This is a genomic window from Streptomyces sp. OR43 (assembly GCF_008042275.1).
GTDB lineage: Bacteria > Actinomycetota > Actinomycetes > Streptomycetales > Streptomycetaceae > Streptomyces.
The window spans coordinates 3,737,827-3,758,981 of the sequence record NZ_RDBK01000043.1 but is presented as its reverse complement, the minus strand read 5'-3'; the positions used below and the strand labels follow the sequence as shown (position 1 = coordinate 3,758,981).

18 protein-coding genes are annotated in these 21,155 nt (G+C 72.6%); 4 read left to right on the top strand and 14 right to left on the bottom strand.

Going from position 1 to position 21,155, the window contains the following annotated elements; all coding sequences use genetic code 11:
* Positions 1 to 32: 32 nt before the first annotated feature.
* Together EAO72_RS36135 and EAO72_RS36130 are read right to left on the bottom strand one after the other, a co-directional pair.
* Positions 33 to 1,139 (bottom strand): XdhC family protein, encoded by a 1,107-nt coding sequence (locus tag EAO72_RS36135; protein ID WP_148021238.1) that lies wholly within the window; start codon positions 1,137 to 1,139, stop codon positions 33 to 35.
* Between the two features lie 81 nt (positions 1,140 to 1,220).
* The gene (locus tag EAO72_RS36130) at positions 1,221 to 1,799 is read right to left on the bottom strand and encodes a MarR family winged helix-turn-helix transcriptional regulator (protein ID WP_148021237.1); all 579 of its coding nucleotides are present in this window, start codon (positions 1,797 to 1,799) and stop codon (positions 1,221 to 1,223) included.
* Positions 1,800 to 2,013: 214 nt separating this feature from the next.
* On the opposite strand from EAO72_RS36130, the gene EAO72_RS36125 reads away from it, so the two are divergent.
* Entirely contained in the window at positions 2,014 to 3,378 is a 1,365-nt protein-coding gene (locus EAO72_RS36125; protein WP_148021236.1) for an MFS transporter, read from the top strand.
* A gap of 74 nt (positions 3,379 to 3,452) precedes the next feature.
* Here EAO72_RS36125 and EAO72_RS36120 read toward each other — a convergent pair whose 3' ends face one another.
* The 9 genes from EAO72_RS36120 to rimP all read right to left on the bottom strand — a co-directional run bounded on the left by EAO72_RS36120 (position 3,453) and on the right by rimP (position 15,655).
* Positions 3,453 to 4,406 (bottom strand): bifunctional riboflavin kinase/FAD synthetase, encoded by a 954-nt coding sequence (locus EAO72_RS36120; RefSeq protein WP_148021235.1) that lies wholly within the window; start codon positions 4,404 to 4,406, stop codon positions 3,453 to 3,455.
* A gap of 43 nt (positions 4,407 to 4,449) precedes the next feature.
* A complete protein-coding gene (locus EAO72_RS36115; RefSeq protein WP_148021234.1) occupies positions 4,450 to 8,337 on the bottom strand; it encodes a S1 family peptidase in 3,888 nt (1,295 codons plus the stop codon).
* Positions 8,338 to 8,535: 198 nt separating this feature from the next.
* Complete coding sequence (gene truB / locus EAO72_RS36110) at positions 8,536 to 9,435, bottom strand: tRNA pseudouridine(55) synthase TruB (protein ID WP_148021233.1); 900 nt, start codon at positions 9,433 to 9,435, stop codon at positions 8,536 to 8,538.
* Positions 9,432 to 9,884, bottom strand: coding sequence for a 30S ribosome-binding factor RbfA (rbfA, locus tag EAO72_RS36105; RefSeq protein WP_148021232.1), 453 nt, complete (start codon positions 9,882 to 9,884; stop codon positions 9,432 to 9,434). Before rbfA ends, truB begins: the two co-directional genes overlap by 4 nt.
* Positions 9,885 to 9,962: 78 nt before the next feature.
* Entirely contained in the window at positions 9,963 to 10,259 is a 297-nt protein-coding gene (locus EAO72_RS36100; protein ID WP_136329549.1) for a DUF503 domain-containing protein, read from the bottom strand.
* A gap of 136 nt (positions 10,260 to 10,395) precedes the next feature.
* Positions 10,396 to 13,527, bottom strand: coding sequence for a translation initiation factor IF-2 (infB, locus tag EAO72_RS36095; RefSeq protein WP_148021231.1), 3,132 nt, complete (start codon positions 13,525 to 13,527; stop codon positions 10,396 to 10,398).
* 148 nt (positions 13,528 to 13,675) lie between these two features.
* Positions 13,676 to 13,954 carry a YlxR family protein gene (locus tag EAO72_RS36090; protein WP_176729335.1) on the bottom strand — a complete coding sequence of 93 codons (279 nt, stop codon included), beginning with the start codon at positions 13,952 to 13,954 and terminating at the stop codon, positions 13,676 to 13,678.
* A gap of 160 nt (positions 13,955 to 14,114) precedes the next feature.
* Positions 14,115 to 15,155: a transcription termination factor NusA gene (nusA, locus tag EAO72_RS36085; RefSeq protein ID WP_148021230.1), complete on the bottom strand. Its 1,041-nt coding sequence runs from the start codon at positions 15,153 to 15,155 to the stop codon at positions 14,115 to 14,117.
* 2 nt (positions 15,156 to 15,157) lie between these two features.
* A complete protein-coding gene (rimP, locus tag EAO72_RS36080) occupies positions 15,158 to 15,655 on the bottom strand; it encodes a ribosome maturation factor RimP (RefSeq protein ID WP_148021229.1) in 498 nt (165 codons plus the stop codon).
* A 178-nt stretch (positions 15,656 to 15,833) separates the two neighbouring features.
* Here rimP and EAO72_RS36075 point away from each other — a divergent pair, with 178 nt between their 5' ends.
* The 3 genes from EAO72_RS36075 to EAO72_RS36065 are packed head-to-tail and all read left to right on the top strand — an operon-like array spanning position 15,834 to position 17,814.
* On the top strand, positions 15,834 to 16,373 hold the full coding sequence (locus EAO72_RS36075) for a hypothetical protein (protein ID WP_148021228.1): 540 nt from the start codon (positions 15,834 to 15,836) through the stop codon (positions 16,371 to 16,373).
* Positions 16,370 to 16,852: a ferritin-like domain-containing protein gene (locus EAO72_RS36070; protein WP_148021227.1), complete on the top strand. Its 483-nt coding sequence runs from the start codon at positions 16,370 to 16,372 to the stop codon at positions 16,850 to 16,852. The genes EAO72_RS36075 and EAO72_RS36070 overlap by 4 nt, the downstream gene beginning before the upstream one ends.
* A 29-nt stretch (positions 16,853 to 16,881) precedes the next feature.
* A complete protein-coding gene (locus EAO72_RS36065) occupies positions 16,882 to 17,814 on the top strand; it encodes an aminoglycoside phosphotransferase family protein (protein ID WP_148021226.1) in 933 nt (310 codons plus the stop codon).
* 68 nt (positions 17,815 to 17,882) lie between these two features.
* Here EAO72_RS36065 and EAO72_RS36060 read toward each other — a convergent pair whose 3' ends face one another.
* From EAO72_RS36060 to EAO72_RS36050, 3 genes are all read right to left on the bottom strand, one after another.
* Positions 17,883 to 19,583, bottom strand: a complete 1,701-nt coding sequence (locus EAO72_RS36060) for a proline--tRNA ligase (protein WP_148021225.1) — start codon at positions 19,581 to 19,583, stop codon at positions 17,883 to 17,885.
* 73 nt (positions 19,584 to 19,656) lie between these two features.
* Complete coding sequence (locus EAO72_RS36055; protein ID WP_148021224.1) at positions 19,657 to 20,232, bottom strand: GNAT family N-acetyltransferase; 576 nt, start codon at positions 20,230 to 20,232, stop codon at positions 19,657 to 19,659.
* Positions 20,233 to 20,301: 69 nt separating this feature from the next.
* Positions 20,302 to 21,147 carry a GNAT family N-acetyltransferase gene (locus EAO72_RS36050; RefSeq protein ID WP_187285325.1) on the bottom strand — a complete coding sequence of 282 codons (846 nt, stop codon included), beginning with the start codon at positions 21,145 to 21,147 and terminating at the stop codon, positions 20,302 to 20,304.
* Positions 21,148 to 21,155 lie beyond the last annotated feature (8 nt).

The window sequence follows — 21,155 nt, the reverse complement described above, 5'->3', positions numbered from 1 at the left end:
TGCGGGCGGGCCTCCGGTGCGGAGCCCGCCCGCTAGGGCCGGCCGTGGTGGATCGCGCCGGAGAGTTCACCGAGCGGGCGTCCCGTGCCGCCCCAGCGATGCTGAATGATCTCCGCGGCGATCGATACGGCGGTCTCCTCCGGTGTACGGGCGCCGAGATCGAGCCCGACGGGCGAGGCCAGCCGTGCGAGGTCCGCGTCGCTCACGCCCTCTTCCCGGAGCCGTGCCAGCCGGTCGCGATGGGTGCGCCGGCTGCCCATCACCCCGATGTAGGCCGCCGGTGTGCGCAGCGCGGCGACCAACAGGGGCACGTCGAACTTCGGGTCGTGGGTGAGCACGCACAGGACGGTGCGCTCGTCGACGTCCGTGTCCGACAGGTAGGTGTGCGGCCAGGCGCGGACGACCTCGTCGGCGGTGGGGAAGCGCTCACGGGTCGCGAAGGCCGGGCGCGCGTCGCACACGGTGACCCGGTAGCCGAGGAAGGACCCGATGCGTGCGGTGGCCGCCGCGTGGTCGATGGCGCCGAAGACGATCATGCGGGGCGGTGGCGCGTACGTCTGGATGAAGACGGACACGTCCTGCATGCGGCGCTCACCGTGGAACCCGTACCACTGCCGGCCGGTCGCACCCTGGGCGAGGAGGCCCCGGGCGTCGTCGGTGACGGCCGCGTCGAGCCCTTCGTCGCCGAGCGAGCCCTCGGCCCGGTCCGCCCGGACCACCCGTCTGGCGCCCGCTCCGGCGCCGTCCGGGAGGACGGTGGCCACGGCGACCGGTTCGCCGCGTGCGACGGTCTCCCCCACCTCCCGGAGCCAGGAGCGGTCGGCCGCCGCGGTGTAGGGGGCGACGAGGACGTCGATGGTTCCACCGCAGGTCAGTCCCACGCCGAAGGCCTCGTCGTCGCTGATTCCGTACGACTGCAGCTGTGGGGCGCCCGTGGCGAGCACCTCGCCCGCCACCTCGTACACCGCTCCCTCGACACAGCCCCCGGAGACGCTGCCCGCCACCGCGCCGTCGGCGGTCACGGCCATCATGGCGCCGGGCGCCCGTGGGGCGCTGCCGCGGACGGAGACGACGGTCGCCAGCGCGAAGGGTGTTCCGGCCTCGTCCCAGGAGCGCAGTTCCGACAGCAGCTCACGCACGGTACGAACCTCCTCCGGGCCGGCGCACCGGCCTCCGGCACGTCCCCCTGGGGCAAAGCCTGAGCACTCAGACGGTGAGTGCTATGGATTATGCATCGGATCCCGCCGTACGGACGCCATCAGCGCGGCCCGGTCGGGCGGTGTCCGTTCCGCCGTCTCCAGCGAGCGTTCGAGCTTGCCGAGCAGTTCGCCCAGCCGGCGCCGTTCGGGTCCGGAGAGTTCGGCGAGCATCCGTTCCTCGTTGGCGAAGTGTGCGACGGCGACCGTGTCGGCGATCTCGGCACCCCGCTCGGTGAGGCACGCGTACACGACTCTGCGGTCCTTCGCGTCACGCTCCCTGGTCACCAGACCGGCCTTCTCCAGGCGGTCCAGCCGCAGCGTGATGCCGCCCGTGGTGACCAGCGCGATGTCCGCGAGCTGACCGGCGGTCTGCCGGTACGGCGGCCCTGACCTGCGCAGGGCGGCCAGCACATCGAAGGAGGCCATGTTCAGGTCGAAGCATTCGAAGAGTTCGGACAGCAGCCCCTGGTACCGCAGAAAGCTGCGGTGAAGCCTGCCGAGCACCTCCATCGGCGAGGCGTCCAGGCCGGGGAGTTCACGCTTCCACTGCTCAAGGACGAGGTCGACCGCGTCGGGGCGGCCGGATGCTCTACGCGTCATGTGCGATGGCGGGGACGGTGCGGTGCCGCGCCCCCCGCGCCTCCTTCCGGACCCACCACGCCCGGCGCAGCGGTGAGGTGTTCACGATACAACCGGCACCGGTCTCCGGGCCCTGGACGCCGGGAACCTCTCGTAACATTTAAGCACTTAGTTATTGACCGCTAAGACACTTCTTCCTAGGGTCACCGCAACTCCTGTTCGCGGAAGGATCCCCATGTCAATCGTGGCCAACGGCCCCGCCGTGAGCTCCGTCTCGGCCAGACTCGAACGCCTGCCGAGCTCTCGCTGGCACATCAAGGTCCGCACACTGATCGGAACCGTCACCTTCTTCGAGGCGTTCGACCAGCTGCTGACCGCCTCCGCGCTGCCCGTCCTGACCGAACAGTGGAAGCTGAGCACCGGCCAGGGCACGATGATCGTCACCAGCGGTTCCGTCGGCATGCTGCTGGGGGCGCTCGTCGCCGGCTGGCTCGGCGACCGGATCGGCCGGGTGAACACCGTCGCGCTGGGTGTCGCCGTGACCGCGCTGGCCAGCCTCGCCGTCGCGTTCTCGCCCGGCTTCGCCCTCTTCACGCTCTTCCGGTTCGTTCAGGGCCTCGGCATCGGCGGTGTCGTGCCGGTCGCCGCCACGTACATCAACGAGATCGCCCGTGCTGATCACCGGGGCCGCTTCGTGCTGCTCTACGAACTCATCTTCCCGGCCGGCCTCGCCACGGCCACGCTCGTCGCGAGCTGGGTGGTGCCCAGCTTCGGCTGGCGGGTGATGTTCGTGATCGGCGCCCTGCCCGTCCTCCTCGTCGTCGTCCTGCGCCGCCAGGTCCCGGAGTCGCCCCGCTGGCTGCTCTCCCGGGGCCGGGTCACGGAGGCGGAACGGGTCATCGCCCGGATCGAGAAGGACGTGGCGAAGTCGACCGGTGCCCCGCTCCCGGCACCGGGCCCGGCGACGGCCGTCGAGACCTCCCGGGGCGGACTGCGGGATCTGTTCACGGGCCGCTACCTGCGGCGCACGGCCGTGGTGTCGGCGCTGTGGTTCGTCGCGTACTACGTCAACCACGGCATCGCCACCTGGCTGCCCTCGCTGTACACCAAGGAGTTCGGCCTCGATCTGCGTACCGCGCTCAACTACGCGCTGCTGAGCAATGTGACGGGCCTGATCGGCTGTCTGCTGGTCGCGCTCGTCATCGACAGGGTGGGCCGCCGGGTGTCCCTGACCGTCGGCCTCGGCGGGGCGGCCGTCGCCCTGTTCGCGCTGGCCGTCTCGGGTGCCACGTCCGGTGGCCAGGTCGCGATGTGGGCCTCGGTCACCACGCTCTTCGTCTTCGCCACCAACGTGAGCCTCTACCTCTACACGCCCGAGCTCTACCCGACCCGCAGCCGGGCACGCGGAGCGTCGTTCGGCGGGGTGTGGAACCGGCTCGGAGTCATCCTGGGACCGATCGTGGTCGGCGCGATCATCAGCTCGGGTGCCGGTCTCACGATGGTCTTCACCCAGCTGGGCTGTGTGGCGGCGGTGGGCGCGGTGATCGCGCTGTTCGCCGTGGAGACCAAGGGGAAGACGCTGGAGGAACTCAACAGCTGACTCCTGCCGATACGGCTCCGGCCGGGACCGCTGTCACAGGGTCCCGGCCGGAGCCGTAGGTGCGGGCGAGGTTCTCAGCCCCGGTCGTACGCGGAGATCAGCTCGCTGCACCGCTTCACATCGGCGGCCATCGCCACGAGCAGATCGTCGATCGAGTCGAACTTCAGCATGCCGCGTACATACGCGAGGAAGTCCACGGCGACGTGCAGGCCGTACAGGTCGAGGCCGACGCGGTCGATCGCGTACGCCTCCACCGTCCGTTCGGTGCCGTCGAACTGCGGGTTGGTGCCGACCGAGATCGCGGCGGGCATCGCCTCGCCGTTCACCTCCAGCCAGCCCGCGTACACGCCGTCGGCGGGGATCGCGGTGTGCGGCAGGGTCTCCACGTTCGCGGTGGGGAAGCCGAGTTCACGTCCTCGCTGCGCACCGCGGACGACGATGCCCTCGACGCGGTGCGGACGGCCGAGGATCTCCGCGGCGCCGGCCACGTCCCCCTCGGCGACCAGGCGCCGGGTCAGGGTCGAGGAGAACGGCTCGCCGCCGCCGGCCTCGCCGCGCACCCGCAGGTCGATGACCTCGACGCGGTAGTCGTAGGTGTCACCGAGCTCGCTGAGCAACCGCACGTTTCCGGCGGCCTTGTGCCCGAACCGGAAGTTGGGGCCCTCGATGACCAGCTGGGCGTGCAGTTTGTCGACGAGCACCTTGACGATGAAGTCGGCCGGAGCGAGCTTCGAGAACTCGGTGGTGAACGGCAGGATCAGCACCGCGTCCACGCCGAGCTCGGCCATCAGTTCCGCACGGCGGTGGTGCGGGGCGAGCAGCGGCGGATGGCTGCCGGGGCGGACGACCTCGCTGGGATGCGGGTCGAACGTCACCACGACCGACGGCACCCCCAGCTCACGGGCCCGCTCGACGGCCCGGCCGATGATCAGCTGGTGTCCGCGGTGCACCCCGTCATAGGAGCCGATGGTGACGACGCTGCGTCCCCAGTCCTGGGGGATGTCCTCCAAGCCACGCCAGCGCTGCACTCTGACCGCTCCTCGCCCGAACCTGTGTACGTGGGTTTGTCTCTTACGCAGGTCTAAGACTGCCATGCTCACGCCCTGCGGCCTGCATCGGCATGGTCATCGGGGATCCCGGCCCGCCCTCGAACCCCTCGACCGTACGCCGCGCGCTGGGGCCGATGACCGCCGCCCACTCCTGCGGGGCGTCGGCCAGCCACTCGACGACCAGGGCACCGAACCCGGGTACGTCCCGGGCGAGTGCGACCAGCAGCCGGTCGAACAGGCCGGCCCCCTCCGGGGTACGGAGCAGCAGCATCCCGGTGCGGTGGACGAGCGCCCGGGTGCGGACCCGTGGCCGCCCCGCACAGCCGGTCGCGGCGGCCCGCAGCAGGGCCTCCAGCACGATCGGGTCCCGTTGGCCGCCGCCCTGCTCGAAGTCCAGCAGCACCTCCAGCAGGGTGTCCCGCGACGGCTGCGACGCGGGGCTGCCGGGTGAGGCGAGAACCCCGGCGAGCGCGCCCCGGACCGGCGGGGCCGGCGGCCGGTCCCGGAGCAGTCCGGTCAGCAGGGGAAGCAGCAGCGCCCGGGCGGCGGCCCCCTGCTCCAGCCTGCGGTCGACGTACGCGGCGGTGTGCGAGGTGTCCTCCGGGTGGCTGTCGACGTAGGCGCGGACGAGCCCGGCGGTGTGCAGCGCCAGCGCGGGGGCGTCGATCCCGGCGAGGGCGCGGAGCGCCTCGCCCGCGCCGTCCCCGGGCCGTACGAGCCGCTCCCGGTACGCGGCCAGCACCGGCTCGGGATGGGTGGGCAGCGCGACGGCGAGCGCGGCGGCGGTCACCTTGGGCCCGTCCGCGACGAAGGCCCGCAGGGCTTGCGGCAGATAGCGGTCCCGGGTCTGCGGATCGGCTACGAGCAGGGCGAGCACGGCGCCGTGCAGATCGGTGTCGGCCGGGCGGGCCAGCAGGGCGAGCGCGGCTCGGCGCAGCAGGGCGCGGTCCGTGTCCTGGGTCAGCTGCGGGGCGACGAGCGCCGCGTACGAAGCCGCGGCGATCCGGCGGGCCCGTCGGTCGTCGTCGCGCGACCACCGTTCGACGGCCCGGCAGAGCGCCGCCGGTTCGTCCTCGGCCAGCGCGGCGAGCAGTTCGTCGGCGCGGGGGTGGCCGCAGGAGACGAGCGCGTCGGCCAGGTCGTCCACGGCGAGGTCGCGGCGGGCGTGGAGAAGTGCCTGCGCGGCCGCCGCGACGGTGGGGCGCGGGACGACGTCCGCGTCGGCCGCGAGCGGGCGCTCGTCGGTGAACCAGGCGCACAGGAGCGGCTGGAGCGTGCGCGGATGGGCGGCGAGCCGACGGGCCACGGCGTCCAGGAACCGCTCGCCGTCGCCGTTGCCGTTGTCGTCCCGTCCGGTGCGCGGTGGCCCGTCGGCGGGGACGAGCCGCCGGAACAGATCCATCCGGTCCGCCTCCGGCAGCCGCAGCCGCCGCCAGAACCACGGCCCGAACTCGGCGTACGCGCCTCGCGCACCGGTGCCGCCCGCATCGGCGGAGCTGCGGACGATCCGCCCGGCGAGCACCCGGAGCACCCCGAGGTGCGGACGGGCGTCGGGGACCCGCAGCAGCGTCTCGGCCAGCAGATGCCCGGCCCACCAGCGCGCGTCGGGAAAGGGCGCACCGGCGCCGCCCGCCAGGGCCGGTGAGGTCTCCGCGGCATGGCCGGCCTGTGCGGCGTCCTCGCTGTGCTGCAGGGCCTGTGCGGCGGGTGGGGCCGGTGGGGCCTGTACGCCGGGTGCGGCCGTCGCGGCGGGTGCGCCCGGCGCGGTCTCCGCGGCCTGACCGGCCTCCTGAGCGGCCTGAGCGGCCTGCCCGGTCTCCCCCGCCGAGAGCCGGTCCAGCGCCTCGATCAGGTCGGCCAGCCGGTGGGCCAGCGCGGCCGGGCCCTGGCGGCGGCCCAGGAGGAGGAGTGCCTGGATCACCGGGCCGATCCGGTGGCGCGGCACGGGAAGGGTGTGTGGCTGCTCCGGCGCGGGCACCTGAGGTGCAGCCTGCACGCTCGGCCCGCGCGGGTGCGGCTGCTCCGGCGCAGACACCCGAGACACGACCTGCCCACCCGGCCGGCGCGGATGCGGTACCCGGTCCACGCCCTCCCCCGCAGCCGCGTCCGCGTGCCACCGGTGCACCAGTGCCCGCAGCGCCGCGTCCAGGTCCAGATGCGCTCCCTGGATCCAGTCGCCCAGCTCCTCGTGGGCGAACCGGTAGCCCGCTCCCGCCGGGACCAGCAGGCCCTCGGCCAGCACCGCCGACGCCCAGCCCGTGCGCCACGGGAAGACCTCCTCGAACGCGACCCGGTCCAGTTCGCCCTGCCCCGGCCCCAGGCAGCGCCGGGCCGCCTCGTGGACCTGGCCCGCCACCCGCGCCGCCAGCCGCCGCACCGCCGTGCCGTGCGGTGCGGGACGCACTTGGGCGGCGATCCGGACCGCGATGCGCAGGCACATGAGGTCCAGGTGGGCGCCGAAGACCTCTTCGGTGTCGGGGCGTCCGGGGGCGCCCGCCGGCAGGGCCCCGCGCACTTCGGCGAGCAGTCGCAGCGTGAGCGGATGCCGGTCGTGGCCGACGGCGAGCGCGTCGGGCGGAAGGCCGTAGCGCTCTCTGGCCCGTTCGGCCTGGCCCACGGTCAGGTCGCCGATGCGGACCGCCGAGGGCAGCCGCCTGGCGGGACGGGCCGGTCGGTGCAGCGCCTCCGGCGGCCAGAGCGCACCCGCGGTCTCCCAGTGCTCGGGCCTGCACGCGACGACCAGGCGAGCCCTGTGGGCGCGCAGCCAGTCGGCGGAGCCCGCCGTCCACCGGGCCAGCCGGTGCGCCAGGACGGGCGGCATCTCCTCGGGGCCGTCCAGCAGGACGAGCAGCGGGCTGCCGGCGTCCGCGGCCAGCCCGGCCACCCGCTCGGGGGTGGCGGCCGCCATGTCGCCCACGGCTCCGGCGGCGGTGACGATGCGCCCCGCCTGCTGGAGGGTGCGGGCGATCGCGTCGGCCACGGAGGTGTCGTCGGCCAGCAGGTCGGCGCCGCGCAGCCACAGGGTGGGCGCGGGCACCGGGCCCCGGGTCCGCCGGGCGGCGAGCGCGGCGAGTTCCGTGGTGCGGCCGGTGCCCGGCGCCCCGACCAGGCCGAGGACCACCGCGGGTGCTGCCCCGTCCCCGCCCTGGCCCGCCGCCGCGAAGTCGTTGAACTCCGCGAGGGCGTCGGGCCGTTCCACCGGGTCGGGCCAGGCGCTCGGGCCGCCCGCGGAGCCGACCGACATGGCGGTGAGCTGGAGCGCACCCGCCATGTTCAGACCGGTTCCGTATCCGGGCACCTCCGTCGCGTTGCGCCGCAGCAGCGCGGCGAGCGGGCCGTCGCGGTCCGGGCCGGCCAGCGGCACCGCGCAGCCGGCGGCGGCGTGCCCCGTGTGCAGGGCGGTGCCCAGGACCGCGATGACCGCGCCGCTGTCCGGGTCGAACACGGGCCCGCCCACGGCCGCGCCGCGGAGCCTGAGGGCATCGCTGCCGTCCGTACCGAGGGCCAGTTCCAGGACCCGGACGATCGTGTGGGTACGGCCGCCCGCGGTGTAGGCCGCCGCGGTCGCGCCGAGCACGCGTGCCTCGCGGACGCCGTGCGCGGCGATCGTCACATAGGCGCCGGCGTCGATCCGCTCCCGAGGGGCGATCGGCAGGGGCACCACGCCGAGCGTGTCCGGTCCGCCGGTGGGCAGCAGCGCGAGGTCCAGTTCCGGCAGTGCGGTGATCTCGTGGGCCTCGACGCGGCAGCTGCGGCCGTCCACGCCGTGCAACAGGAGGTGCGGGAGGCCGTCGACCGCTTCGTGACTGGTCACCACCGTTCCCCGGCCGTCCGCGACGAAGCCCGTCCCCCGCGGCCTGCCCGCCGGATCGCACAGTCGTACCAGCGTCGTCCGGTCCCCGCATCCCATGATCCGACGGTAGGGCGACGGTGATCGGCGCGAAGAGCGATCAGGGTAAAAGCGCCCCGTTTGCACCCCCGATTCACTCCGAGCGCCTGCCCGTTGGGGTGAATCAGAGGCGTTCGCCGGACAGAATCCGGTGGGGGGGTCGTGGAGCGGGCACAGGGGCGCTGCCCGCTCCACGACAGGGCCATGAGCCCCGGGGTGTCAGGCGAAGACGGCGAGGCTCTTGGCCTTGCCCTTCTGTTCCTCGACGAGGACCAGGAACGTCCCGTCGGGCCCGAAGACCGCGACCGGCCCCGGCGGGTACGCGGGCATGTCGAGCCGCACACCGTTGAGCAGCAGCTTGGCCCGCCTCTCGTCGACGTCCCAGCGGGGGAACGCCGAGTCGGCGGCCTCGGCCACCGGCATCACGACGAGCTCCTCCTGGTGCTGGTCGAGCGTCCGCGCCCCGTCGAGACCGTACGGACCGACGCGGGTGCGCCGCAGGGCGGTCAGATGCCCGCCCACGCCCAGCCCGGCGCCGAGGTCGCGGGCGATCGCCCGGATGTACGTACCCGACGAGCAGACCACCGAGACGACCAGGTCGACCACCGGGGTGCCGTCCTCGGCCACCGCCTCGCGTACGTCGTAGACGTGGAAGGACGAGATGGTCACCGGACGGGCCGGGATCTCGAACTCCTCGCCGCCACGCACCCGTGCGTAGGACCGCTTGCCGTCGATCTTGATGGCGCTGACCTTGGACGGCACCTGCATGATGGCGCCGGTCAGGGCGGCGACCCCCGCGTCGATGCCCTCGCGCGTGACACCGGAGGCGTCGGTGGAGGAGGTGATCTCGCCCTCCGCGTCGTCCGTAACGGTGTCCTGGCCGAGCCGGATCGTACCGAGGTACTCCTTCTCGGTCAGCGCGAGATGGCCGAGGAGCTTGGTGGCCTTCTCGACGCCGAGCACGAGTACGCCGGTCGCCATCGGGTCCAGCGTGCCGGCGTGGCCGACCCGGCGGGTCCGGGCGATGCCGCGCATCTTGGCGACGACGTCGTGCGAAGTGAAGCCGGACGGCTTGTCAACGATGACCAACCCATCCGGCGTCTTGTTCTGCGCTGTCATTCGGAGGCAGTGTCCTCGTCGGTCTCGTCCTCCGGCTTGCGGTACGGGTCCGCGTCGCCCGCGTACGTGGCGCCCGAGGACGCCTCGCGCACCTTGGCGTCGGAGGCCCGTGCGCGGTCGAGGAGGTCCTCGATCGCCTTGGCGTTCTCCGGCAGCGCGTCCGCCACGAAGGAGAGCGTGGGGGTGAACTTCGTCCCCGCCGCCGAGCCGACCGCGGAGCGCAGGATGCCCTTGGCGCTCTCCAGCCCGGCCGCCGCGCTCGCCCGGTCCTCGTCGTCGCCGTAGACCGTGTAGAAGACCGTGGCCTCCCGCAGGTCGCCGGTGACGCGGGTGTCCGTGATGGTCACGTGCGTACCCAGGCGCGGGTCCTTGATTCCACGCTGCAGTTTCTCGGCGACCACCTCCTGGATGAGGTCCGCCAGCTTCTTAGCCCGCGCGTTGTCGGCCACTGGTCCGTCTCCTTCTCACTTTGAACGGCCCGGGAACCGGGGTGGCGTCGCCCACCCCCGATTCCCGGCCGGTCCTGCTCAATCGTCTTCGTCGCTGTGCAGCCGCCGCCGTACGGACAGCAGCTCCACCTCCGGCCGGCCGGCGACCAACCGCTCGCACCGGTCGAGTACGTCTGTGAGGTGTCCGGTTTCCCCGGAGACCACGGCGAGGCCGATCTCGGCCCTGCGATGGAGGTCCTGCCCGCCCGTCTCCGCCACGCTCACCGCGTACTTGCGCTGGAGCTCGGCAACGATCGGACGGACTATGGAGCGCTTCTCCTTCAGCGACCGTACGTCGCCGAGAAGCAGATCGAAGGACAGTGTCCCCACATACATGTGTGTCCGGATGTCCCGCCGGTTCGGGTTCGCGCCCCGCCGGTGATTGGCAGGGACACAAGAACCGTACACGGAACGGCCGGGGCCGATCGACGGATATACGTCCGTCGACCGGCCCCGACTGTTGAGGTACGGGTCAGCCTCGCGGCTTCTCGCGCATCTCGTACGTCGCGATGACGTCGTCGATCTTGATGTCGTTGAAGTTTCCGAGGTTGATACCGCCCTCGAAGCCTTCGCGGATCTCGGTGACGTCGTCCTTGAAGCGGCGCAGACCGGAGATGTTGAGGTTCTCCGCGATGACCTTGCCATCGCGCAGCAGGCGCGCCTTGGTGTTGCGCTTGACCTCGCCGGACCGGACCAGCACACCGGCGATGTTGCCCAGCTTGGACGAGCGGAAGATCTCGCGGATCTCCGCCGTACCGAGCTCGACCTCTTCGTACTCCGGCTTGAGCATGCCCTTGAGGGCCGCTTCGATCTCTTCGATCGCCTGGTAGATGACCGAGTAGTACCGGACGTCCACACCTTCGCGGTCGGCCATCTGCGCGGCACGCCCTGCGGCGCGCACGTTGAAGCCGATCACGATGGCGTCGGAGCCGGTCGCCAGGTCGATGTCCGACTCGGTGACCGCACCCACACCGCGGTGCAGGACCCGGATGTCGACCTCTTCACCGACGTCGAGCTGGAGCAGCGAGGACTCGAGAGCCTCCACCGAACCGGACGCGTCGCCCTTGATGATGAGGTTGAGCTCCTGGACCAGACCGGCCTTGAGCGCCTCGTCCAGGTTCTCCAGGGAGAACCGGACACCCTTGCGGGCGAAGTTGGCGTTGCGCTCACGAGCGGCACGCTTCTCGGCGATCTGACGGGCCGTACGGTCCTCGTCGACGACCAGGAAGTTGTCGCCGGCACCCGGCACGTTGGTGAGACCCAGCACGAGGACGGGGGTCGAGGGACCCGCTTCCTCGACGTTCTCGCCCTTGTCGTCGAGCATGGCGCGCACGCGGCCGTAGGCGTCGCCCACGACCATCGTGTCGCCGACGCGCAGCGTGCCTCGCTGGACGAGGACGGTCGCGACGGCACCGCGGCCGCGGTCGAGGTGGGACTCGATCGCAATACCCTGCGCGTCCTGCTCCGGGTTGGCCCGCAGGTCGAGCGAGGCGTCGGCGGTGAGGACGACGGCCTCCAGAAGAGCCTCGATGTTGAGGCCCTGCTTCGCGGAGATGTCGACGAACATCGTGTCGCCGCCGTACTCCTCGGCCACCAGACCGAACTCGGTGAGCTGACCGCGCACCTTGGTCGGGTCCGCGCCCTCGACGTCGATCTTGTTGACCGCGACCACGATCGGCACGTCGGCCGCCTTGGCGTGGTTCAGCGCCTCGATCGTCTGGGGCATCACACCGTCGTTCGCCGCCACCACGAGGATCGCGATGTCGGTGGACTTCGCACCACGAGCACGCATGGCGGTGAACGCCTCGTGACCCGGGGTGTCGATGAAGGTGATACGGCGGTCCTCGCCGTTGACCTCGGCACCGACCTGGTACGCACCGATGTGCTGCGTGATGCCGCCGGCCTCGCCCGCGATGACGTTCGTCTTGCGGATCGCGTCCAGCAGTCGGGTCTTACCGTGGTCGACGTGACCCATGACGGTCACGACCGGCGGACGGGAGACCAGGGCCTCTTCGCCGCCCTCGTCCTCGCCGAACTCGATGTCGAAGGACTCGAGCAGCTCGCGGTCCTCCTCCTCGGGGCTGACGATCTCGAGGACGAAGTTCATCTCGTCCGCGAGGAGCTTCAGCGTCTCGTCGGAGACGGACTGCGTGGCAGTGACCATCTCGCCGAGGTTCATCATCACGCCGACGAGCGACGCCGGGTTGGCGTTGATCTTCTCGGCGAAATCGGTGAGGGAGGCACCGCGCGACAGCCGGACAGCCTGTCCGTTGCCGCGAGGCAGCATGACGCCGCCCACCGACGGGGCCTGCATGGCCTCGTACTCCTGGCGCCTCTGCCGCTTCGACTTGCGACCACGACGCGCGGGACCGCCGGGGCGGCCGAAGGCGCCCTGCGTGCCACCACGGCCACCGGGGCCGCCGGGACGTCCACCGAAGCCGGGACGACCGCCGAAGCCGCCGCCACCACCGGGACGGCCTGCGCCGCCACCGCCACCGCCGCCACCGGGACGACCGGCGAAGCCGCCGCCACCGCCACCGGGACCGGCCGGACGGCCTGCGAAGCCGCCGCCACCGGGACGGCCTGCGCCGCCACCGCCGCCGGGACGACCGCCGCCGCCACCGGGACCACGGCCACCGCCGGGGCCACCACCGGGACGCGGGCCGGCAGCGGGACGCTGCGGCATCATGCCCGGGTTGGGACGGTTACCGCCGGCGCCGGGGGCGCCGCCGGGACGAGGGGACTGCGGGCGCGGCATGCCGCCGGGAGACGGACGTGCACCGCCCTGACCCTGGCCCTGCGGGCGCGGGGCGCCGCCGGGGCCGCCCTGCGGACGCGGGGCGCCGGGGCGCTCCGAGCCGCCACCGGGACGCGGGGCGCCGCCGGGACGGGGCGACTGCGGACGGGCCATGCCCGTCGAGCCACCGGAGGTGAAGGGGTTGTTGCCCGGACGGGGACCGGCCGGACGTGCGCCGCCGGGGCGCGGGGCGCCCTGGCCCGCGGGGCGTGCGGGGCGCTCGGCGCCACGCTCTCCACCGCGGCCGCCGTCACGCTGGCCACCGTCGCGCTGACCGCCGGCCGGAGCCGGACGGGAAGCGGCGGGACGGGGGCCCGGGGTGGCACCCGCGGGACGCGGGGCCTGCTGCTGCTGCGGTGCTGCCGGCTGGGCCGGAGCCGGAGCCGAGAACTCGGCTGCGGGCACCGGGGTGACCGGGGCGGCCTTCGGCGCGGGCTTGGGGCCCGGACGCGGGCCCGCCGACGGCGCGGAGGGCGCAGCGGGGGTGGTGCTCGCCGGGGCTTCGGCAGCGGCCGGCTTGGGAGCCGGTGCGCCGGGCTTCGGGGCACCGGGACGTGCCGCAGCGGCCGGGGAGGGCGCTGCGGGCTTCACAGGGGCGGCCTTACGGGGCGCGCCAGGCTTTGCAGCGGACTTGCCGGCGTTGCCGCCGGGCCCCTGCAGTGCGTCAGTCAACTTGCGTACAACCGGCGCCTCGATCGTCGAGGACGCCGAACGTACGAATTCACCGAGTTCTTGGAGCTTGGCCATGACGACCTTGCTCTCCACCCCGAACTCCTTGGCGAGTTCGTATACCCGGACCTTAGCCACTTCGCTCCTTTTAGGTCCGGGTTACCGCCGGACCGTCGCTACTTCATGGGCGTACTCATCGCGTACTCATCGAGTGCTCATCGCAATCTCGACCTACTTCCAACTCGCGAGGTACCTGACCGCACGGGGACCCGTGCCGTTCAATTTCTTACGGTGTCACCCGCTCGACGAACCGCTGCACCGCAGCGGGGTCGAACGGCCCCTTGGCCTTGAAGGCCCGGGGGAAGGCCCGGCGGCGAACCGCCAGGTCCAGACAGACGGAGACGGGGTGTACATAGGCACCCCGGCCGGGCAGCGTACCGCGAGGATCAGGGACGCATGCGTCCCCGTCCACCACGATGCGCAGCAGCTCGCTCTTGGCCGCTCGCTCCCGGCATCCCACACAGGTTCGCTCAGGGCAAGCGCGGGCGTGCGTCCGGCCAGACACGTTTAAGTCTACCTCCCCGTACCGACCTCACCCCTTTGGGGCAAAAATCGAACGGATGTTGTCGTGATCTCAGCGGCGTGCCGCCGGGATCTATTCCCTGTCGTCCCGTCGGGCCCGGTCCGGACGGGTGTCCGGACGGGCCTTCGGGACCGTCGTCAAGTCAGCGCCGCTCGGAGCGCTCCCGGGCCCGCTCGGCCCGCTCACGGTCCGCGACGTCGCGCTCGGCGTCGGTCTCGGTGTCCGGGCGGATGTCGATGCGCCAGCCGGTCAGACGGGCGGCGAGACGGGCGTTCTGCCCTTCCTTGCCGATCGCCAGCGACAGCTGGTAGTCGGGCACGGTGACCCGGGCGGAACGCGCGCCGAGGTCAACGACCTCGACCTCACTCACCCGTGCGGGCGACAGTGCGTTGGCGACCATCTCGGCCGGGTCGTCCGACCAGTCCACGATGTCGATCTTCTCGCCGTGCAGCTCGGCCATGACATTGCGCACACGTCCGCCCATCGGGCCGATGCAGGCGCCCTTGGCGTTCAGACCCGAGCGGGTGGAGCGCACGGCGATCTTGGAACGGTGACCGGCCTCGCGGGCGATCGCGCAGATCTCGACGGAACCGTCGGCGATCTCCGGGACCTCCAGCGCGAAGAGCTTCTTCACGAGGTTGGGGTGGGTCCGCGACAGCGTCACGGACGGACCGCGGACACCCTTGGCGACGCGGACGACGTAGGTGCGCAGCCGCAGGCCGTGGGTGTACTCCTCGCCCGGCACCTGCTCCTGCACCGGCAGGATGGCTTCCAGCTTGCCGATGTCGACCAGGACGTTCTTCGGGTCCTTGCCCTGCTGGACGACGCCGGTCACGACATCGCCCTCGTGGCCCGCGTACTCGCCGAACGTCCGGTCGTCCTCGGCGTCGCGCAGCCGCTGCAGGATGACCTGCTTGGCGGTGGTCGCGGCGATCCGGCCGAAGCCCGACGGGGTGTCGTCGAACTCCTTGGGTTCCTGGCCCTCCTCGAGGTCGGCCGGGTCCTCCTTGGCCCACACGGTCACGTGGCCGCGCTCGTCCAGCTCCACACGCGCCCTGCGGTGGCTGCCTTCGGTGCGGTGGTACGCGATGAGGAGGGCCGACTCGATCGCCTCGACGAGCACGTCGAACGGGATCTCCTTGTCCTGCGCCAAGCCCTTCAGAAGCTTCACATCGATGTCCACGGCTACGCCTCCTCTTCCTTCTTGTCCTTGCGGTTGAATTCCAGCTCCACGCGCGCCTTGGCGATCTCGTCGAAGGCGATCCGGCGGGACGTGGGCTTGCGGCCCTTGACGCCCGGCACCTCGAGATCGAGGCCCTCTTCGTCGACCGCGAGGATGCGGGCCACCAGCTCGCCGCCCTCGTCGAGCGTCAGCCGGGCCAGGCGGCCCGTGGCTCGTACGTAGTGGCGGTGCTCCGTCAGCGGGCGGTCGGCACCGGGAGAGCTGACCTCCAGGACGTACTCGTCCTCGCCCATCGCGTCGGTCTCGTCGAGCTTGGCGGAGATCGCGCGGCTCAGATCCGCGCAGGCGTCGAGCTCCACGCCCTCCTCGGAGTCCACGATGATCCGCAGCACCCGGCGACGGCCGGCCCGGGACACTTCGATCTCTTCCAGATCCAGCTGCTCGGCGCTGACGAGCGGTTCGACCAGCCCGCGCAGCCTCTCGCTCTGGGTGGTGCTCATCCGGGTGACTCCTCGGCCGCGTGTGCTGTTGTGGGGATCGTCGCGTGTCTGGTCAAAGGGTATCCGGTCCCAAGGGGTGTTGCTGTCCGTCGGCCCCCCGGGCGCGGGTACGCTCGCCAACGCGTGATCACTTCCGGACAGATCCAGTCAAGACAGGTCCAGGCCCGAAGGAGAACAAGTGCGGCGCACGGGGACGACGCGCAGGGGTGCGCTGACCGCGACGGGAGCGATCGCCATGGGGGCGGTGCTGGCCGGCTGCGGCAGCGGCGGGGACCAGGAGAGCGCCGGACGCAAGGGCTCCGCACAGACCGGCGCACGGACCGCGGCCGACCGCTCCTCGGCGGACCGGGCGGAGACCTCGCTGCGGGCGCAGGCCCGCGGCGTGAGCACCTCGCTGTTCGCCCAGTACGAGACCGTCGTCCGGACCCATCCGGCGACCGCGGCCGGGCTCACCCCGCTGCGGGACGCCGTCCGCGCCCACATCACGGCCCTGGGCCCCGGCGAGGCGCTCGGCCTCGTCCGGACCCGGCCCGGCACCGGAGACGCCCGGGCGGCGGTCCGGGAGCTGGCCGCCGCGGAACGCCGGGCCGCGGCCTCGCACACCCAGGCACTGATGAAGGCTCCGCCGGAACTGGCCCGGCTGCTCGCGTCGGTCGCGGCGGCGGCCTCGGCCCACGCCTACCTGCTGACCGAACTGGCCAAGGAGACGAAGGCATGAGCGAGGACGGGACCCTGGAGGCCGCGCAGTCGGCGCTGGCCGCCGAACACGCCGCTGTGTACGGCTACGGAGTGGCCGGCGGCCGGGTCGCCGCGGACCGCCGCGCCGAGGCCRCCGCCGCGCACCACGCCCACCGGGCCCGGCGCGACGCGCTGGTGCGCACCGTGCGCGACCTGGGCGGTGACCCGGTGGCCGCGGGTCCCGCGTACGCTCTGCCGTTCGCGGTCCCGGACGCCGCCGCGGCGGTGCGCCTGGCCGCCGTGCTGGAGGACCGGGTCGCGGATGTCTACTCCGACCTCGTACGGGCCTCCGAGGGGCCGTTGCGCCGCTCGGCGGCGGACGCCCTGCGGGAGGCCGCGGTGCGCGCGGTCCGCTGGCGCGGCAGCGGCGTACCCTTTCCCGGGCTCGCCGAGCGGGCCGCGGACGGGTCCCGTACCGACGGGACCGGTGCGCAGGCCGAAGCCGGCACGACGCACTGAAGCAGGCTCTGAAAGGGAACACGGCACGTATGGGTTTTGAACCGCCGCAGCGTCTGGTGCGAGCGCTCGGCGAGTCGTACGGGGATACGGCCGCCGGGGACTGGCTCGCGGAGCTACCCGGGCTGACCGAGCGTGCGCTGGCCGCGGCCGGGCGGGAGCTGACCGTCGAACGGGTCGCCGCCCCGGGAGGGCGCAGCAGCCTGGTCCTGCTGGTACGGGATACCGACGGCACCCCGGCAGCGCTGAAGCTCGCGCCCGCCGGGGCGGCCCCGGAGCTCGAACGGGCGGCGCTGGCGCACTGGAACGGCTGGGGCGCGGTCCAACTGCTCGCCGCCCCCGACGAGACGGCGGAGCCGGAGACCGCGGGCGGATCGCTGCTGCTGGAGCGACTGCATCCCGAGGTGTCGCTGCGCTCGCTCCCGGAGGCGAAGGCGCTCCTGGAGGCGGCCGGTACGGTGCGGCGGCTCTGGGTCGAACCGCCCCCGGAGCACGCTTTCGAGACGGTCACCGGACGGACCGGGCAGCGCATCGACGCGATGCGGGCCTCGGCGGCGGACGATCCCGCCCTGGAGCCCCTGGTCTCGGCGGCCCTGGCGGCGCGCGAGGAACTGGTCGCCCACTCCCCCGAGACCCTGTTGCTGCACGGCAACTTCCGGCAGAGCAAGGTGCTCTCCGGCGAACGCGCGCCGTGGCTGACGGTCGGTCCCGAGCCGGTGATCGGCGAGCGGGCCTACGATCTGGCGCGGCTGGTGCGGGACCGGGTCGAGGACCTGATCGCCTCGCCCGGCGGTGCGATGACCGCCCGCCGCAGGATCAAGAAGCTCGCGGACGCCCTGGATGTGGACCGGGAGCGGCTGCACGGCTGGACGCTGTTCCGCGCGGTGGAGTCGGGCACCCGGGCGCTGGCGGCCGGGCGCCGCCAGGAGGGCGAAGTGACGCTGGAGTTCGCGGGCTGGTTGTAGGTCCGCACGGCGCAGGGCCCCGGCACGGAKMTCCGTGCCGGGGCCCTGCGCGTGGTGCGGCGGAGCGGTCAGTCCTGCTCGGTGAGGCGGGCGATCGCCTCGTCGACCGTGAGCTCCTCGCGCTCGCCGGTGCGGCGGTCCTTCAGCTCCAGGACGCCCTCGGCCGAGCGGCGGCCGGCGACCAGGATCTTCGGGACGCCGATGAGCTCGGAGTCGGTGAACTTGACGCCGGGCGAGATGCCCGGACGGTCGTCGACCAGGACGCGCAGGCCGGCGGCGTTCAGCTTCTCGGAGACGTCGAGGGCGAGCTCGGTCTGGAGCGCCTTGCCCGCGGCGACGACGTGCACGTCGGCGGGGGCGATCTCGCGGGGCCAGCACAGGCCCTTGTCGTCGGCGGTCTGCTCGGCGAGCGCGGCCACCGCGCGGGAGACGCCGATGCCGTACGAGCCCATCGTGACCCGGACGGGCTTGCCCTGCTGGCCGAGCACGTCGAGCGAGAAGATGTCGGCGTACTTGCGGCCGAGCTGGAAAATGTGGCCGATCTCGATGGCGCGGTCCACCTGGAGGCCGGTGCCGCACTTGGGGCACGGGTCGCCCGCCTCGACGACGACGACGTCGAGGTAGTCGTCGACCTCGAAGTCACGGCCGGCGACGACGTTCTTCGCGTGCTTGCCCTCCTTGTTGGCACCCGTGATCCAGGCGGTGCCGGCGGCGACGCGCGGGTCGGCGATGTAGCGGACCTTCTCCAGACCCTGCGGTCCGACGTAGCCGCGGACCAGGTCGGGGCGGCCCACGAAGTCCTCGGCGGTGACGAGCTCGACGACGGCCGGGGTGAGGTGCTCGCCCAGCTTGCCGAGGTCGACCTCGCGGTCGCCGGGCACGCCCACGGCCACGATCTCGCCGTCGACCTTGACCAGGAGGTTCTTCAGGGTGGCGGAGGCCGGGACGCCGAGGTGGGCGGCGAGGGTCTCGATGGTCGGGGTGTCGGGGGTGTCCAGCTCCTCCACGGGGCCGGTCGCCGAGCCGTCGGCCGGGGTGGCGTTGAACGTCACGGCCTCGGTGTTGGCTGCGTAGTCGCAGTTCGGGCAGTCGACGAAGGTGTCCTCACCGGCGGGCGCGGGAGCGAGGAACTCCTCGGAGGCGGAGCCGCCCATGGCGCCGGAGACCGCGGAGACGATGCGGTGGTCGAGGCCGAGCCGCTCGAAGATCCGGATGTAGGCGCCGCGGTGCAGTTGGTACGCCTCGGCGAGACCCTCGTCGGTGGTGTCGAAGGAGTACGAGTCCTTCATCTGGAACTCGCGGCCGCGCAGCACTCCGGCGCGGGGGCGGGCCTCGTCGCGGTACTTGGTCTGGATCTGGTACAGGATCACGGGCAGGTCCTTGTAGGACGAGCACATGTCCTTGACGACCTGGGTGAAGACCTCTTCGTGCGTCGGGCCGAGGAGGTAGTCGGCGCCCTTGCGGTCCTGGAGCCGGAACAGCAGGTCGCCGTACTCATCGTACCGGCCGCTCGCCTCGTACGCCTCCTTGGGCAGGAGCGCGGGAAGCAGGACCTCCTGGCCGCCGATGGCGTCCATCTCCTCGCGGACGACGCGGGTGATGTTCTCCAGGACCTTCTTGCCGAGCGGCAGCCAGGACCAGATGCCGGCCGCGGTGCGGCGTACGTATCCGGCGCGGACGAGGAGCTTGTGGTTGAGCGTCTCGGCGTCCGCCGGGTCGTCGCGCAGTGTCTTGATCATCAATCGGGACATGCGCTGGACCTGGGCCATGATGAACTCCTGCTCGGAAGGGTGATGTGCAGGAGGTTAGCCGGGCGGCACCGGCGGGCGGAAATCGATTGCGTCAGGCGCGCCCGGGGCGGAGCAGCGGAAGGGGTGCTCCCATGACCGCGTACGGCATGGGAGCGCTGGGGAAATGCACCTGCCGGGCGAGGTCGCGGTAGCCGAGCGACCGGTAGAGACCGCGTGCGGGACTGTCCGTGTCGATGGCGGAGAGGATCGAGCGGGGCTGGTCGACGGCGTCCGTGATGGTGGTGATGAGGCCGCGGCCGACGCCCCGGTTCTGGAACTCCGGGTGGACGTGGAGTTCGGTGATCACGAAGGAGTCGTCGAGCCAGCCCGCCGAGCCGGTGGCCCGCAGGTGGGGCTCGACGACGGTGGACCACCACTGACCGCGCTCGTTGGGCATGCCGTAGACGAATCCGACGAGGCCGCCGTCCGGGGTCAGGGCGCCGAGCGCGCGGGCGCAGGGGTGGTCGAGGTGTCTGAGGACGATGTGGCGTCGTACCTCGATCTCCTCGGGGCCGAGTCCGAAGGCGACGGCCTGCACGGCGAGCGCCTCGTCCACGCGTGCGGCGAGATCGATCGGTCCGATCCGGACGCCGGTGGTGTGGGGTCCTCCCCCGGAAGCTGCTGCCATGAGCAGACCCTACTGTCCCTGGCGCGGTGCGGGGTACGGGGTACGGGCCGGGGCGGGGCGGCCACGGGATCAGAACAGGACGCTCATGAACGCGCCGGTCTCGCGGAAGCCGATGCGCCGGTAGGCCTTGCGTGCGGGGGTGTTGTAGTCGTTCACGTACAGGCTGACGATGGGTGCGACGTCGGCCAGCGCGTACCGCAGGACGGCTGCCATGCCGGTCTCGGAGTGACCCCGGCCGCGGTACTCGGGGGCGACCCAGACTCCCTGGATCTGGCAGGCCTGTGCGGTGGTGGCGCCGATCTCCGCCTTGAAGACGACCTTGCCGTCGTCGATCCGGGCGAAGGAGCGGCCGGCGCCGATGAGCTCGGCGACGCGGGCCTGGTAGAGCAGTCCGCCGTCACCGGCGAGCGGGGAGATGCCGACCTCTTCGGTGAACATGGCGACGCAGGCCGGCATGAGGACGTCCATCTCGTCCTTGCGGACGCGGCGGACCAGGGGGTCGGGTGCCACGTCGGCGGACGGGCTCTCGGTGACCATGAGCGGCTGGTTGGCCCTGACCTCGCGGGCGGGGCCCCAGCCCGGTTCGAGGAGCCGCCACAGCTGTGCGGTGGGCCCGGCCGGTCCCACGATCGAGGAGCAGCGGCGGCCGGCCCTGCGGGCGCGGTCGGCGAAGGCCCGGACGGCCTCGGGGGTGGCGCAGATCGGGACCAGGTTGGCTCCCGAGTAGCAGAGCGACCGCAGGTGGCCGCCCGTGTACCAGCCCCACATCTCGCCGCCCAGGCGCCAGGGGTCGAGGCCGGCGATCTGGACCCGGGAGGTCACGAAGGCGTTGGCTACGGGTTCGCTCTCCAGCACCGCGAGGGCGGCGCCGAGGTCGCTGGGTTCGAGGACCCGGGTGGTGGTCTGCGTCAACACGAGGGGGC

What these genes read in the sequence shown, in the direction of transcription:
- EAO72_RS36065 (WP_148021226.1), top strand. Translation starts at nt 16,882, where the DNA reads ATGGGTTTTGAACCGCCGCAGCGTCTGGTGCGAGCGCTCGGCGAGTCG.
- EAO72_RS36100 (WP_136329549.1), bottom strand. Translation starts at nt 10,259, where the DNA reads ATGTATGTGGGGACACTGTCCTTCGATCTGCTTCTCGGCGACGTACGG.
- EAO72_RS36125 (WP_148021236.1), top strand. Translation starts at nt 2,014, where the DNA reads ATGTCAATCGTGGCCAACGGCCCCGCCGTGAGCTCCGTCTCGGCCAGA.
- EAO72_RS36130 (WP_148021237.1), bottom strand. Translation starts at nt 1,799, where the DNA reads ATGACGCGTAGAGCATCCGGCCGCCCCGACGCGGTCGACCTCGTCCTT.
- truB (WP_148021233.1), bottom strand. Translation starts at nt 9,435, where the DNA reads ATGACAGCGCAGAACAAGACGCCGGATGGGTTGGTCATCGTTGACAAG.
- rimP (WP_148021229.1), bottom strand. Translation starts at nt 15,655, where the DNA reads ATGAGCACCACCCAGAGCGAGAGGCTGCGCGGGCTGGTCGAACCGCTC.
- EAO72_RS36115 (WP_148021234.1), bottom strand. Translation starts at nt 8,337, where the DNA reads ATGGGATGCGGGGACCGGACGACGCTGGTACGACTGTGCGATCCGGCG.
- EAO72_RS36055 (WP_148021224.1), bottom strand. Translation starts at nt 20,232, where the DNA reads ATGGCAGCAGCTTCCGGGGGAGGACCCCACACCACCGGCGTCCGGATC.
- EAO72_RS36060 (WP_148021225.1), bottom strand. Translation starts at nt 19,583, where the DNA reads ATGGCCCAGGTCCAGCGCATGTCCCGATTGATGATCAAGACACTGCGC.